General features: G+C 72.1%; 9 protein-coding genes. 5 read left to right on the forward strand and 4 right to left on the reverse strand.

What is annotated here, in order from left to right:
* Positions 1–10: 10 nt before the first annotated feature.
* From P696_RS0133350 to P696_RS0133360, 3 genes are all read left to right on the forward strand, one after another.
* Complete coding sequence (locus tag P696_RS0133350; protein ID WP_026415728.1) at positions 11–544, forward strand: hypothetical protein; 534 nt, start codon at positions 11–13, stop codon at positions 542–544.
* A gap of 10 nt (positions 545–554) precedes the next feature.
* Positions 555–1,268 (forward strand): HAD family hydrolase, encoded by a 714-nt coding sequence (locus P696_RS0133355; protein ID WP_026415729.1) that lies wholly within the window; start codon positions 555–557, stop codon positions 1,266–1,268.
* Positions 1,269–1,482: 214 nt separating this feature from the next.
* Positions 1,483–3,441, forward strand: coding sequence for an acetoacetate--CoA ligase (locus tag P696_RS0133360; protein ID WP_026415730.1), 1,959 nt, complete (start codon positions 1,483–1,485; stop codon positions 3,439–3,441).
* A gap of 7 nt (positions 3,442–3,448) precedes the next feature.
* Here P696_RS0133360 and P696_RS0133365 read toward each other — a convergent pair whose 3' ends face one another.
* Together P696_RS0133365 and P696_RS58930 are read right to left on the reverse strand one after the other, a co-directional pair.
* Positions 3,449–4,051, reverse strand: a complete 603-nt coding sequence (locus tag P696_RS0133365; RefSeq protein WP_026415731.1) for a hypothetical protein — start codon at positions 4,049–4,051, stop codon at positions 3,449–3,451.
* Between the two features lie 96 nt (positions 4,052–4,147).
* Positions 4,148–5,368 carry a C40 family peptidase gene (locus P696_RS58930; RefSeq protein ID WP_051468459.1) on the reverse strand — a complete coding sequence of 407 codons (1,221 nt, stop codon included), beginning with the start codon at positions 5,366–5,368 and terminating at the stop codon, positions 4,148–4,150.
* Between the two features lie 397 nt (positions 5,369–5,765).
* Here P696_RS58930 and P696_RS53225 point away from each other — a divergent pair, with 397 nt between their 5' ends.
* Together P696_RS53225 and P696_RS0133380 are read left to right on the forward strand one after the other, a co-directional pair.
* Entirely contained in the window at positions 5,766–7,367 is a 1,602-nt protein-coding gene (locus P696_RS53225; protein ID WP_064744175.1) for a serine/threonine-protein kinase, read from the forward strand.
* A gap of 592 nt (positions 7,368–7,959) precedes the next feature.
* Positions 7,960–12,795 (forward strand): NAD-glutamate dehydrogenase, encoded by a 4,836-nt coding sequence (locus tag P696_RS0133380; RefSeq protein ID WP_026415732.1) that lies wholly within the window; start codon positions 7,960–7,962, stop codon positions 12,793–12,795.
* 57 nt (positions 12,796–12,852) lie between these two features.
* Here P696_RS0133380 and P696_RS0133385 read toward each other — a convergent pair whose 3' ends face one another.
* Both P696_RS0133385 and P696_RS0133390 read right to left on the reverse strand, forming a co-directional pair.
* Positions 12,853–13,047 carry a DUF397 domain-containing protein gene (locus tag P696_RS0133385; RefSeq protein ID WP_026415733.1) on the reverse strand — a complete coding sequence of 65 codons (195 nt, stop codon included), beginning with the start codon at positions 13,045–13,047 and terminating at the stop codon, positions 12,853–12,855.
* 9 nt (positions 13,048–13,056) lie between these two features.
* The gene (locus tag P696_RS0133390) at positions 13,057–13,920 is read right to left on the reverse strand and encodes a helix-turn-helix domain-containing protein (protein WP_034488254.1); all 864 of its coding nucleotides are present in this window, start codon (positions 13,918–13,920) and stop codon (positions 13,057–13,059) included.
* Between the last annotated feature and the right edge of the window lie 66 nt (positions 13,921–13,986).

Here is a 13,986-nt window from a genome sequence, read left to right on the forward strand (position 1 = left end):
AGGGGGTGTTGTGCGGCGAGCTGCGGGGGCGGCGCTCGCCGGGCTGGCGGTCGCGGGGCTGGCGGCCGTCCTCACCACCCCCTGGGACGAGCGCGGGCAGGGCCCGGTGGACGCCGCGCAGGCCGCCTCGCACCTGAGGGTGTCCGCCGATCCGGCGGCGCGCGCCGTCGGCGCCGACCGGCTGACGGCGGGCGGCCGGTACAGCTACGCCTTCACCGTCGCCAACGCCGGTGACCGTCCCGTCCGGGGCCTGGTCGCGCGCAGCGAGAAGATCGTCGGCGGACGCGCCGGGACGGCCATGCGCGTCGAGTCGGTGAGCGATCCGTCCTGCCACCGGGTCGAGCGGGTGATCTGCAGCTTCCCGACGCTGGAGGCGGGGGAGCGGCGCACCGTCGAGGTGGTCGGCACGACGTCGGGGAGCCGCCGTCCCGGGGACGTCCTGCGCATCAACACCTACCTGGCGACGTTCGCGCCCGGAGCGCGCGGCCAGGTGTCCTACGACGTGCTCGGAAGCCCGGTGTCCACGGTGACCACGTTCGGCTAACCTCGCGCCCATGCGTACGACGAACCGCCTGGTGCTCTGGAACGTGGACCACACTCTCGTGGATGTCGGGCGGGTCACCCGGGACGCCTACGCCGAGGCGTTCCGGCGCACCACGGGCCGTCCCCTGGTCCGGCTCGCTCCCACCCCCGGACGCACCGAGTCGGAGATCATCTTCGAGACGCTGGCGTTCAACGACATCGTCACGACCGACGATCATCTCCCCGCGTTCGTCGCCGCCCTGACCGAGGCGTTCGCGGCCCGCCGCGCCGACCTCACCACGCACGGACGCGTCCTCCCGGGCGCGCACGAGGCCGTGACCGCGCTGTCCCGGCTGCCGGGCACCGTCCAGTCCGTCCTCACGGGGGCGATCCAGCCGAACGCGGAGCTGAAGCTGAGCGAGCTGGGCCTGGCCGGCTTCCTGGATCTCGTAGCGGGCGGCTACGAGAACGGCGTCTACTCCAAGGCGGCTCTGCTGGAGCTCGCGCGCACGCGCGCGGGGGATCGGCATGACGCGACGTTCGGTGAGAAGCAGACGGTCTACCTCGCCGACCACCCCCGCGACATCCAGGCCGCGCACATCGCCCGGTCCCCGATCATCGCCGTCGCCACCGGCAGCGCCACGGCTGCCGAGCTGCGCTCTGCGGGGGCCGACGCCGTCCTGTCCGATCTGACCGACACCGACGCGGTCATCCGCGCCGTCGTGGAGCTCACCGGATCCGCCTGACCCTCCAGAATCCGCCTCGCCGTCCAGAATCCGCCTGAACCTCCGCTGATGTGGCGTCATGGGGTCGGCCGACGCACCTGAGCCCCGGATATGTGGGCCGTCCACACCCTCGCAGGGGAATCGTCCGAGGTCGTGAGGGTTGCGCCGGACGGTTCCGGGGTCCGATCCTGGGGTACGCCCCCGCCAGGTGGCGGGGCTGGAGGGGAGTTTTCGCATGTCCCAGCAGGTGCCCGAGGGTCTTCCGCTCTGGCGGCCGTCCGAAGGGGTGGTGGCCGACGCGCGTGTGACCCACTACCGGAACTGGCTGAGGGACAGGGGCGTCGCGACCGAGTCCTACGCGGATCTCTGGAAGTGGTCCACGGCCGAGATCGACGCCTTCTGGGACTCGATCTGGGAGTACTTCGGCGTCCTCGGCGAGCGTGGTGAGGGCCCGGTCCGCTCCGGCGGGCCGATGCCGGTGGACGGCCTGCGCTGGTACCCCGGCGCGACCCTGAACTACGCGCGGAACGTCCTCCAGCTCGCTCCGGGAGACCCGGAGGACGCCGCCGTGATCTTCCGGTCCGAGGCGGGCGGCCACCGGGTGATCAGCCGCCGCGCCCTGGCCGAGCACGTGGCCCAGGTCCGCGCGGGCCTGGCCGAGCTCGGCGTCGGACGCGGCGACCGCGTCGCGGCGTACGTCCCGAACATCCCCGAGGCGCTGGTCTGCTTCCTGGCCGCGGCCTCGCTGGGCGCGGTCTGGTCGTCCTGCTCGCCGGACTTCGGGGCCTCCTCGGTGATCGACCGGTTCGCGCAGATCGAGCCGAAGGTCCTGATCGCGGTGGACGGGTACGCCTACAACGACCGCCGCTTCGACCGCCGCGACGTCATCCGCGACATCGAGGCCGCGCTGCCCACGGTCACCTCGACCATCCTCATCCCGTACCTGGACCCTGCGTCCGCCCCGGACGGCCTGCGCGCCGGGATGTCCTACGCCGACCTGCCCAAGGCGGGCGCGGAGCTGGAGTTCGAGGACGTCCCGTTCGACCACCCGCTGTGGGTCGTCTACTCGTCCGGCACGACCGGGCTGCCGAAGCCGATCGTCCACGGGCACGGCGGGATCGTCCTGGAGCACCTCAAGGCGCTGTCCTTCCACCAGGACCTCGGCCCCGGCGACGTCTTCTTCTGGTACACCACCACCGGCTGGATGATGTGGAACTACCTGGTCGGCGGCCTGCTGGTCGGCGCCACGGTGGTGATGTACGACGGCGCGCCCGGCGACCTGTGGAAGCTCGCCGCCGACAACGGCGTGACCTACATGGGCGTCGGCGCGCCCTACATCACCGCGTCGATGAAGCTGAACCGGAAGCCGGGCGAGAGGTACGACCTGTCGCGGCTGCGCGGCATCGGCTCGACCGGCTCGCCGCTGCCGCCCGAGGGCTTCGCCTGGGTGTACGAGTCGGTCGGCGAGGACCTGCTCGTCGGCTCCTTCTCCGGCGGGACGGACGTCTGCACCGGCTTCATCGGCCCGTCCCCGGTCCTGCCGCTGTACGCCGGGGTGCTCCAGTGCCGCGGCCTCGGCGCGAAGATCGAGGCGTTCAGCGAGAAGGGCGAGCCCGTCATCGACGAGGTCGGCGAGCTCGTCCTGACCGAGCCGATGCCGTGCATGCCGGTGTTCTTCTGGAACGACGAGGACGGGCACCGCTACCGCGAGTCCTACTTCGACATGTTCCCGGGCGTGTGGCGGCACGGCGACTGGCTCAAGGTCCGCCCGGACGGCGGCTGCGTGATCTACGGACGCTCCGACTCCACGCTGAACCGCGGCGGGATCCGGATGGGCACCGCCGACTTCTACCGGGTCGTCGAGGCGTTCGACGAGATCGCCGACAGCCTCGTCATCGACACCGGACGCCTCGGCCAGGAGGGCCGCCTCCTGCTGTACGTCCAGATGGCCGAGGGACAGGAGTTCACCGACGAGCTGGCCGCCCGGCTGAAGCGCGAGATCCGGTCCGCGCTGTCGCCCCGGCACGTCCCGGACGAGTTCCACGTCGTCCCGGGCGTCCCGCGCACGCTGTCCGGGAAGAAGCTCGAGGTGCCGGTCCGCAAGATCCTCCAGGGGACGCCGGTCGAGCAGGCCGCCAACGTGGGCGCCATGGCGAACCCAGAGGTCCTGAAGTACTACACCCAGGACAGCTGACGCCGGCTCACTTCTGACGTCCCTCGCCGTAGGCGAGGACGTCGGAACGCCTGTAGAGGCGGCGGACGCGTCCGCCGCCCAGCCGCTCCTCGCGCGCGGGTGTGGGCCAGCCCGCCGGAGGACGCTTCGCATAGACGGTGGCGCTCGACTGGGCCAGCCCGAGGATCCGGGCCGCCTCGGCGAGCGTCACCAGGTCGTCCGGGCTCTCCTCCGGCCGCGCCGCCTTCGCCGAGTACTCGGCGTACCAGGCGGACCATTCGGCGTCGTCCCAGTACAGCGCCTTGCCGACCTGACGCGCCGGGGCGGGATGGCCGTTGTCGACCCGCTCGCTCCACAGCTGCTTCAGCCGGTGCCTGCTCAGGCCGTGCCTCGCGCCGAGCTCGTCGCGGGTGATCAGGCCGTCCGGGATGTCCTCGGACGTCCGCGACGCGTGCCACGCGTCCCACGCCTCGGCGTCCCACGCCTTCTGCGAGCCGACCGTCCCGACGGGCTCCGGATGGCCGTTGGCGGCGCGCTCCCGGTACCACTTCTCCAGCGTGCTGCGCCCGATGCCGTGCTCGGCCATCAGGTCCGCGCGGGTGTAGACGCGCCGTCCGTCCAGGAAGGTCATGGGCTCGATTATCGGATCACCGGCCGCGGCGCGCCGCCGGGACTCTCCCAGGGCGCGCCGCGGACCGGACGATGACGAACGGTCAGGGACGAATGATCACGGAAGGGTCGCCGGCAGTGGCGGCAGAGCCTTCCAGCCGGGACGCGCCGCCCCGGCGAACTGCGCCCGGTACCAGCCGCGCAGCCGCTGGAACGTCACGACCTTCCCGGAGTGCGGCGAGTGGATGAACCACCCGCGGCCCGCGTAGATCCCGACGTGCCCGAGCCCGTGGAAGAACACCAGGTCCCCGGGCTTGAGCCGGTCGGCCGACACGTGCGGCCGGACGCGCCGGAACTGCTCCGACGCGATGCGCGGGATCCGGACCCCGGCGTGCTTCCACGCCTGCTGGGTCAGCCCCGAGCAGTCGAACCCGCCACGCCCGCTACCGCCCCACACGTAGGGACGTCCGAGCTGCCGCGTCGCGTAGTCCACGGCCCGCGCCGCGCGCGCCTCCCAGCGCCGCGCCATCCTGGCGCGCTGCCTGAGAGCCGCCCGCCGCTGCACGGCCACCCTGCGCGCTCCGAGCTCGGCTCGTCCCACCCGGCTGTGCAGGGACCGTCCCTGCCCGGCCTGGACGGCCTGCCCGGCCTGTCCCTTCTGCGCGGCCTGAACCCCTCGCGCACTCTCCTGAGTCCGCGCGGCCTGATCCGTCCGCACGGCCTCTCCGGGGCGCACGGCCTGGTCGCCACGCACGATCTGTACGGTCTGAACGGCCTGCGCACCCTGCTCCGGGCTCGCGCCCTGTGCCGGGCCTGCGGCCTGTTCCGGGGCCGCGCCTTGTTCCGGGCCCGCAGCCTGTGCCGGGCTCGCGCCCTGTGCCGGGCCCGCGGCCTGTTCTGGGCTCGCGGCCTGTTCTGGGGCCGCGGCCTGGTCGGATTGCACGGCCTTTCCCGTGCTCGCGATCTGCCGGGTGCGGGCGGCGCTGAACGCCGCCTCCGCTCCGGGCAGGAGCTCTGGCTCATCGGCCCGTGCCGGGTCGGTGCCCGGGTCCGCGACGAGCGCGGGGTCCGCGACGAGCGCGGGGTTCACGACACGCGCGAACTGCCCCGGAAGAGATGGTTGCAGTGCGGATTGCCCCGATGTCGATCGTTCCTGGCCCGGCCGGTCGGCCGGCCGCCGTGGAGCGGGTCGCATCGGCGCCGACTGCTCCGGACTCGCGGTCGCCTCGCCGTTCCCTGCCGGGACGGGCCTGGCCTCGGCCACTCCGGTCCCGAGCGCGAGCGTCAGGGACACGGTGAGCGGGACCGCGCCGGTCACGGCCTTTAAGGGGATGGACATACCTGTCGTACCTCCTTGCAAGATCGTCAGGCGTTCCGATACCCCGGCCGTGTCGCTCACACTCGCGAATTTCTTCGAAAACAGGGTTCTCACCAGGGGGTATGTGGGTCGCCGCCGGGATTGTGTGGTATCGCGACGCGCCCCTTCCCACTAGGCTTGAGGCGACCGAACCCGTCCGATGCGGCGTGTCGGGTCAGATCGCGTCGTAAGGTCGCAGGGACGGGTGAACCTCCCCGCGCACCTGGGCGTCCCACTGTCACCGGTGGCTCACCGCGCGGTCGCGGCCCGTGATCGTCGGCCGGTGGGGGCCGGGTTCCGGGCGGCGGCTGACGGGGAACGCCGCGCGGCTCCAGGACGGTTCGGTCCGACGACAACACGAGAGGGACGGTCTCGCGACATGGAGGTTGGGGCGCTGCGGTCCGGAGACCCGGAGCGGCTGGGACAGTACGCCCTGATCGGCCGGATCGGGGAGGGCGGGCAGGGCACGGTCTTCCTGGCCACCGCCGAGGACGGACGCCGTGTCGCGGTCAAGCTGCTGCACTCCGACCTCACCTCCGACGACCGGGCCCGCGCCCGGTTCCTGCGCGAGCTCGACGTCGCCAAGCGGGTCGCCCCGTTCTGCACCGCGCAGGTCATCGACGCCGACGCGACCGGCGACCGGCCCTACATCGTCAGCGAGTACGTGCCCGGCCCGTCCCTGAACCAGCTCGTCCTGGACGAGGGCCCGCTGGGGGGCGCGCCGCTGGAGCGCCTGGCGGTCGGCACCGCGACCGCGCTCGCCGCCATCCACCAGGGCGACATCGTCCACCGCGACTTCAAGCCGCACAACGTGCTGATCGGCCCGGACGGCCCGCGCGTCATCGACTTCGGCGTCGCCCGCGCGATCAGCGGCTCCACCACCCTCACCAGCAAGGTGATCGGCACCCCGTCCTACATGGCGCCCGAGCAGATCCGGGCCGAGGGCGCGGGCACGCCCGCCGACGTGTTCTGCTGGGCCGCGACCGTGGCGTTCGCCGCGACCGGCGCGCCGCCCTTCGGGCAGGACACCATTCCCGCCGTGATCAACCGGATCCTGCACGAGGAGCCGGAGCTCGGCGACCTCGAGGGCCCGCTGCGCGACCTGGTCACCGACTGCCTCGCCAAGGACCCGGCGGCCCGTCCGCACGCCCGCCAGGTCCTCATGCGCCTGCTCGGCCACGAGGACCACAGCACCCAGGCCACGCCCGTCCCGGCCGTGCCCGAGCCGTCCGACGAGACCTCGATCCTCGCCGCGGGCAGCGTCGTCGCCGCCGACTTCGCCGAGGAGAACGAGCGCAGCCGCCGCCGCTTCGGCCGCCGCCGCACGGGCCCGAACCCGGTGCGTGCCGCCGCCGCGGAGCAGATCCCGCCCCAGGACGGCCCGGACCGCCTTCCGAGCCCGGCCGAGTTCGCCGCCCGGGAGCGCGCCGCCGCCGAGGCCGAGCGGACGCAGGGCGTCGGGGCGTCCGACGCACACATCACGCAGCCGAAGGGCGGAACGCTCCGGCGGCCCCCCTTCGCCAAGCGGTTGGGCACCGGCCGCACCGCCGCGCTCGCGGGCGCCGCCGCCGCGCTGATCGCCGTGGTCATCGTCTCGGCCGTCCTCGCGCTGGCTCCGGGCGACAAGGGCCAGGCCACGCAGAAGGTCGGCGACAACGACCAGCAGCCGGTCACGACCGACACCAGCGGAACCGGCCCGTCCCTGCCGAACAGGCTGCCGAGCAGGCACAGCCCCACCCCGACGTCCTCGGAGACCGAGACCCCGACCGACGGCCCCACCGGGCCCTCGACGCCGCCGTCGACCGGGCCGTCCAGCCCGCCGCCGACGACGCCCACGGACACACCGACCAGCGCTCCGACGCACTCCGGCACGCCGACGAAGCCGGAGTCGCCGCCTCCGACGACCACGGAGCCACCGGCCAAGCCGTCCGACTCGCCGTCCGGCACCGGCTCCCAGGCCCAGCCCGCCCCCACCAGCTGACCCCCGCCCGCCTGCCCGTCCGGCCGCCCGCCGTCCCGACCGGCTGCCCGCCGCCTCCGGCTGGCCGACCGTCTGCCTCGGCCGTCCGGCCCGGCTGAGCGGCTGAGGCTGCGCTGACCGGCTGACCGCCGCCCCCGATCGGCTGATCTCGCGACGACCCGTTGGTCGGTCGTGGTCAAAGGCGACCGGTCGTACCGCCGCCGGTTCCCGAAACGTGCTTCGGGGCGCCCCAAACGTGATCTTCGCCACGTTCGGGGCGGCCGGACCCGGCCATGCGCTGCGACGATCTTGTTCGGGGCGGTCGCCGGGAGGTCGCCCGGCACCGGCGTGTTGCGTGTGTCCACGGCGCGCCGGGACGCCGCGCCGTAGGCTGGAAGCCGCTGGAGACGGCGTTCGCGACGACCTCGCGGACGCGCTCACAGCCGGCCGAACGCGGCCGGAAACCACCGTGACCTCCGCCATGGAACCGCCAGGTGAACGGCGCGTCGGAACGGCGCTGCCCAAGTCGGCTTTTTGGTCATTCCTGGCTACGCTGACGCAAGTGAGCAGCGCCACAACGGAGTGGCGAGGTCTCTTCTTCGGGAGTTGTTTGATGGGCGGCAAGCTCGACCAGGCCAAGGACGACCTGTTGAGGAGGGCGGCGGAGACCTGTCTCCAAGGCTCGGGTTCGCGGGGGGATGATCTCGACGACGCGGTCGCCTACCTCCGGCTGTACTACCGCCACGTGGCGCCGGAGGACCTGCTCGACCGCGATCCCTCCGACATCTGCGGTCCGGCGATGGCGCACCGGGTCCTCGGCGAGGAGCGGCCGCAGGGCCGGGCCAAGGTCCGCGTCTTCACCCCCACGCTGGACGAGCAGGGCTGGGACCCCGGGCACACCGTCGTGCAGGTGGTCACCGACGACATGCCGTTCCTGGTGGACTCGGTGACGATGGAGCTGAACCGGCACCACTACGCCACCCACATGATCGTCCACCCGCAGCTCGGGGTGGACCGGGACGTCGCCGGGCACCTGCACGGGTTCCGCTCCGTCCTGGAGAGCCCCACCGACGTCGACGAGTCCTGGATCCACATCGAGATCGACCGGACCGCCGACCGCGCCCGGCTGGAGGAGCTCGAGGACGACCTCCAGCGCGTCCTGCAGGATGTGCGCGTCTCGGTCGAGGACGAGCCGAAGATGCGGGCCCGGGCCAACGAGATCGCCGAGCTGACCGGGCACACGCCGCCGCCCGTCCCCGAGGGCGAGCGCGCCGAGACCGTCGAGCTGCTCGACTGGCTCGCCGACGGCCACTTCACCTTCCTCGGCTACCGCGACTACACGCTGACCGACGACGGCACCGCGCTGCGGCCCGTCCCGGGCACCGGCCTCGGCATCCTGCGCAGCGACAAGCCCGAGTCCGGCGGCTTCGCCGCGCTGCCCCCCGAGGTGCGCGCGAAGGCCACCGAGAAGAAGCTGCTGATCGTCACCAAGGCGAACTCGCGCTCGACCGTCCACCGCCCGCTGTACCTGGACTACATCGGCGTCAAGAAGTTCGACGAGAACGGCGAGGTCATCGGCGAGCGCCGGTTCCTCGGCCTGTTCACGCACGTCGCCTACAGCGAGTCCATCGCGCACATCCCGGTGCTGAAGCGCAAGCTCGACCAGGTCCTCGAGCTCGGCGGCTTCACCCCCGGCAGCTACGACGGCCAGGACCTCGTCGAGATCCTGGAGACCTACCCGCGCGACGAGCTGTTCCAGATCTCCGCCGACGAGCTGCTCCCGATCGCGCTCGGCGTGCTGCGGCTGCGCGAGCGCCGCCAGCTCAAGCTGTTCCTGCGCAAGGACGCCTACGGGCGCTTCATGTCCTGCATGGTGTACCTCCCCCGGGACCGCTACACCACCAAGATCCGGCTGCGCATCCAGGAGATCCTGCGCGGCGCCTTCGACGGTGTCGCGGTCGACTACAGCGCCAACGTCACCGAGTCGCTGCTCGCCCGCCTGCACGTGGTCGTGCGCGGCGAGCGCGGCCGTCCGCTGCCGGACGTGGACGTCGACGAGCTGGAGTCCCGGCTCGCCGCCGCCACCCGCTCCTGGGCCGACGACCTGTCCGACGCGATCGTCGAGCAGTGCGGCGAGGAGAAGGCGGGCGAGCTCACCCGCCGCTACGGCGACGCGTTCCCCGAGGGCTACAAGGCCGACTTCCCGGCCCGCACCGCGGTGCACGACCTGCGCCGCCTGGACGCGCTCGGCGCCGACCCGGACGTGGCCGACGGCACCTCGATCAACCTGTACGAGCCGTACCGGGCCGAGCCGGGCGAGCGCCGCCTGAAGATCTACCGCCTGGGCGAGCCGATCTCGCTGACCCGGGTGCTGCCGCTGCTGTCCAACATGGGCGTCGAGGTGGTGGACGAGCGGCCGTACGAGATCAACACCCCCGAGGGCCGCCGGTACTGGATCTACGACCTCGGCCTGCGCTACGAGCCCGCCGCCGACGTCGCCGAGGACGACGTCAGGGCGCTGTTCCAGGACGCCTTCGAGGCGCTGTGGCGCGGCGACATCGAGAACGACGGGTTCAACGCCCTCGTCCTGCACACCGGGCTGAACTGGCGGCAGGCGATGATCCTGCGCGCCTACGCGATGTACCTGCGGCAGACCGGGACGTCCTTCTCCAAGCGCTACATCGAGGGCGTGCTGCTGCGGAACCCCGGCATCACCCGGCTGCTCGTCCGGCTGTGGGAGTCGCGGCTCGACCCGGCCCTGGCCGGCGGCGAGGCCGAGCGCTCCGAGGGCATCACCGAGGAGCTCACCGGCCGCCTGGACGAGGTCGCCAGCCTCGACGAGGACCGCATCCTGCGCGCCTACCTCGCGATGGTCCAGGCGACCCTGCGCACCAACCACTACCAGCGCAAGCCGTACCTGGCGCTGAAGTTCGACCCCGAGGGCATCCCGGACCTGCCGCTCCCGCGGCCCAAGTTCGAGATCTTCGTGTACTCGCCGCGGGTCGAGGGCGTCCACCTGCGGTTCGGGTCCGTCGCGCGTGGTGGCCTGCGCTGGTCCGACCGGCGCGAGGACTTCCGCACCGAGATCCTCGGGCTGGTCAAGGCGCAGGCGGTGAAGAACACCGTGATCGTCCCGGCCGGGGCGAAGGGCGGGTTCGTCGGCAAGCAGCTGCCGGGCTCCTCCGACCGCGAGGCGTTCATGAAGGCCGGCATCGCCTGCTACAAGGAGTTCATCTCCGGCCTGCTCGACCTCACCGACAACCTGGTGGACGGCAAGGTCGTTCCGCCGGCGGACGTCGTCCGGCACGACGGCGACGACACCTACCTGGTCGTCGCGGCCGACAAGGGCACCGCGACGTTCTCCGACATCGCCAACGGCGTCGCCGCCGAGTACGACTTCTGGCTCGGCGACGCGTTCGCGTCCGGCGGCTCGATCGGCTACGACCACAAGGCGATGGGCATCACCGCGCGCGGCGCGTGGGAGTCGGTCAAGTACCACTTCCGCTCGCTGGGCAAGGACGTCCAGAACGAGGACTTCACGGCCGTCGGCATCGGCGACATGTCCGGCGACGTGTTCGGCAACGGCATGCTGCTGAGCGAGCACACGCGCCTGGTCGCGGCGTTCGACCACCGGCACATCTTCATCGACCCCGACCCGGACGCCGCCCGCTCGTTCGCCGAGCGGCACCGGCTGTTCGCGCTGCCGCGCAGCTCGTGGGCCGACTACGACGCGTCCCTGATCTCCAAGGGCGGCGGCGTGTTCCCGCGCACCGCCAAGTCCATCAAGATCACACCGGAGATGCGGCGGGCGCTCGGCATCGCCGAGGGCGTGCTGTCGATGACCCCGTACGAGCTGATCCACGCCGCCCTGTGCGCGCCGGTCGACCTGCTCTGGAACGGCGGCATCGGGACCTACGTCAAGGCGTCCACCGAGAACAACGCCGACGTCGGCGACAAGGCCAACGACCTCGTCCGGGTGGACGGCGCCGACCTGCGCTGCAAGGTCGTCGGCGAGGGCGGCAACCTCGGCCTGACCCAGCTCGGCCGGATCGAGTTCGCCCGCGCGGGCGGCCTGGTCAACACCGACTTCATCGACAACTCGGCCGGTGTGGACACCTCCGACCACGAGGTCAACATCAAGATCCTGCTCGACCAGGTCGTGCGGGACGGCGAGCTCACCCGTAAGCAGCGCGACACCCTGCTCTACGAGATGACCGACGAGGTCGGCTCGCTGGTGCTGCGCGACAACTACGCGCAGAACGTGGTGCTGGCCGCGTCCCGCGCGCAGGCCCCGTCCATGCTCCACGTCCACGCCCGCTACCTGCGGAAACTGGAGCGGGACGGCAAGCTCAAGCGGCGCCTTGAGTTCCTGCCGGACGACAAGGCGCTGGCCGAGCGCCGCCAGGCCGGGCTCGGCCTGACCGGCCCGGAGTTCTCGGTGCTGCTCGCCTACGCCAAGCTCACCCTGGACGGCGAGCTGATCGCCAACGGCCTGCCGGACGACCCCTACCTGGCGTCCTGGCTGGTCGACTACTTCCCGACCCCGCTGCGCGAGCGGTTCCGCGAGCACATGGACCGGCACCCGCTGCGCCGCGAGATCATCACCACCGCCGTGGTGAACGACGTGATCAACAACTCGGGCACCACGTTCGTGTTCCGGCTGAACGAGGAGACCGGCGCGTCGTCCTCCGACATCGCCCGCGCCTACCTGGTCGCCCGCGAGGTCTTCGACATGCCGCGCTTCTGGGAGTCGGTCGACGCGCTCGACTACCAGGTGGACGAGTCGACGCAGATCGCGATGCTGCTGGAGGCGCGCAAGCTCACCGAGCGCGGCGCCCGCTGGCTGCTGCACAACCGGCGTCCCCCGTTCGACATCCAGGAGACGATCGACTACTTCGGCGGCGGCGCGGTCGCCCTGTCGGCGCAGTTCCCCAAGCTGCTCGCGGGCCCCGACCTCACCGCCTTCGAGCAGCGCCGCGACTCGTTCGCCGAGCGCGGCGTCCCGGACGAGCTCGCCGAGAAGGCCGCCATGTTCGTCCCGGCCTTCTCCACGTTCGACCTGGTCACGATCGCCAAGGACACCGGCCGTCAGGTCGAGGAGGTCGCCGAGGTCTACTTCGACCTGGCCGACCGCCTCGACATCACCCGGCTGCGCGAGCGCATCATCGCCCTCCCGCGCGACGACCGCTGGCGCTCCATGGCCCGGTCCGCCCTGCGGGACGACCTGTACTCCGCGCACGCCGCGCTCACCCGTGACGTCCTGGTCACCTCGGCCTCCGGCACCCGTCCGGAGGAGCGCCTCGCCGCCTGGGCCGAGAAGAACCGCACGGCCGTCACCCGGGCCCAGCAGACGCTGACCGAGATCTGGGAGAGCGACAGCTTCGACCTGGCGACCCTGTCGGTCGCCCTGGGCGCCATCCGCACCCTGGCCAGCACCAGCGCCCTCTAACCAGGCGCCCACCGAGGCCCCCGTCCCTCTTCGGACGGGGGCCTCGGCGTTTTGCGGCTATCGGGACTTGATCGCCATGCTCAGGGCGTCCCAGAACTCACGCGCGAGAACGAGGCGGGGGCCGTTCGGGTCCTTGCTGTCGCGGATCGCGAGTCCCCGGATCGTCCCGGCGACCTCGACGCACTGGCCCTCCGGGCTGCTGTGGCGGGACTTTCGCCAGTGGAGGGCGGACGGGGGGTGGGGGGTGTCCATGACTTCCCTTCAGACTCGGGAATCCCTGGCGACCTCCGCGATCAGCGCGGTCGACGCGCGAGGGCTGAGCGCCGCCGTGCGGAGGTGCTCGAACGCCAGGCTATAGCGTTGGACGTCGGCCTCCTCCTCGAGGAAGAAGTCGCCGACCTGGCCGTCGAGGTAGGCGACGCGCACGCCGACGTCCGCGGGGAAGTCCATGACGACGAAGGAGCCCATCATGCCCGGGTGCGCCCCGGCGTCGAACGGCACGACTTGAAGGGTGACGTTGTGTAGTTCGGCGGCCAGGAGGAGGTGTTCCGCCTGCCGGGCCATCGTCCCGGTTCCGCCGACCCGGCGGCGGAGGGCGGCCTCGTCGAGGATGGCCCGCAGCTCCAGCGGGCCGTCCGCCGTGAGGAGCTCCTGACGCCGGATCCGCGCCTCGACCCGGTGATCGACCTCGTCCTCCGTCATCCCCGGACGGCAGCCCCCGATCGTCGCGCGGGCGTACTCCTCGGTCTGGAGGAGTCCGGGGACGAAGGCGCACTCGAAGTTGGAGATCCGGCTGGCCGAGCACTCGAACTCGATGTAGGCGGCGTAACGCTCGGGGAGTTCGGAGCCGATGGTATGGGCCCAGCCGCGTTGGGCCGACTCCCTGAGCAGGACGGTCAGCTCGTCACGCTGGTCCTCGGGGGCGCCGTAGAGATCGAGCAGGGTTTTGAGGGTACGTGCCTGAGGACGGGTCTTGGCGGTCTCGATGCGCCAGAGCGTGGCCGGGTTCAGCGCCGTGTGCCGGGTGACCTCGTCCCTGGTGAGGCCGGCGTCCTTCCGCAGCCGGCGCAACTCGGCGGCGAGGCGGCGGAGGCGGATGGTGAGGACGGGTTTGCGACTCGGCATGTTCGCTCCTTCCGGCCGCACGGAGGGTGACCTGCCGGTGACACTCTGATCACCGAGTGCGGTCAA

The sequence above is a fragment of the Actinomadura oligospora ATCC 43269 genome, assembly GCF_000518265.1.
Classification (GTDB): Bacteria; Actinomycetota; Actinomycetes; order Streptosporangiales; family Streptosporangiaceae; genus Spirillospora; species Spirillospora oligospora.

What these genes read in the sequence shown, in the direction of transcription:
- P696_RS0133355 (WP_026415729.1), top strand. Translation starts at nt 555, where the DNA reads ATGCGTACGACGAACCGCCTGGTGCTCTGGAACGTGGACCACACTCTC.
- P696_RS0133360 (WP_026415730.1), top strand. Translation starts at nt 1,483, where the DNA reads ATGTCCCAGCAGGTGCCCGAGGGTCTTCCGCTCTGGCGGCCGTCCGAA.
- P696_RS0133365 (WP_026415731.1), bottom strand. Translation starts at nt 4,051, where the DNA reads ATGACCTTCCTGGACGGACGGCGCGTCTACACCCGCGCGGACCTGATG.
- P696_RS58930 (WP_051468459.1), bottom strand. Translation starts at nt 5,368, where the DNA reads ATGTCCATCCCCTTAAAGGCCGTGACCGGCGCGGTCCCGCTCACCGTG.
- P696_RS53225 (WP_064744175.1), top strand. Translation starts at nt 5,766, where the DNA reads ATGGAGGTTGGGGCGCTGCGGTCCGGAGACCCGGAGCGGCTGGGACAG.
- P696_RS0133380 (WP_026415732.1), top strand. Translation starts at nt 7,960, where the DNA reads ATGGGCGGCAAGCTCGACCAGGCCAAGGACGACCTGTTGAGGAGGGCG.
- P696_RS0133385 (WP_026415733.1), bottom strand. Translation starts at nt 13,047, where the DNA reads ATGGACACCCCCCACCCCCCGTCCGCCCTCCACTGGCGAAAGTCCCGC.
- P696_RS0133390 (WP_034488254.1), bottom strand. Translation starts at nt 13,920, where the DNA reads ATGCCGAGTCGCAAACCCGTCCTCACCATCCGCCTCCGCCGCCTCGCC.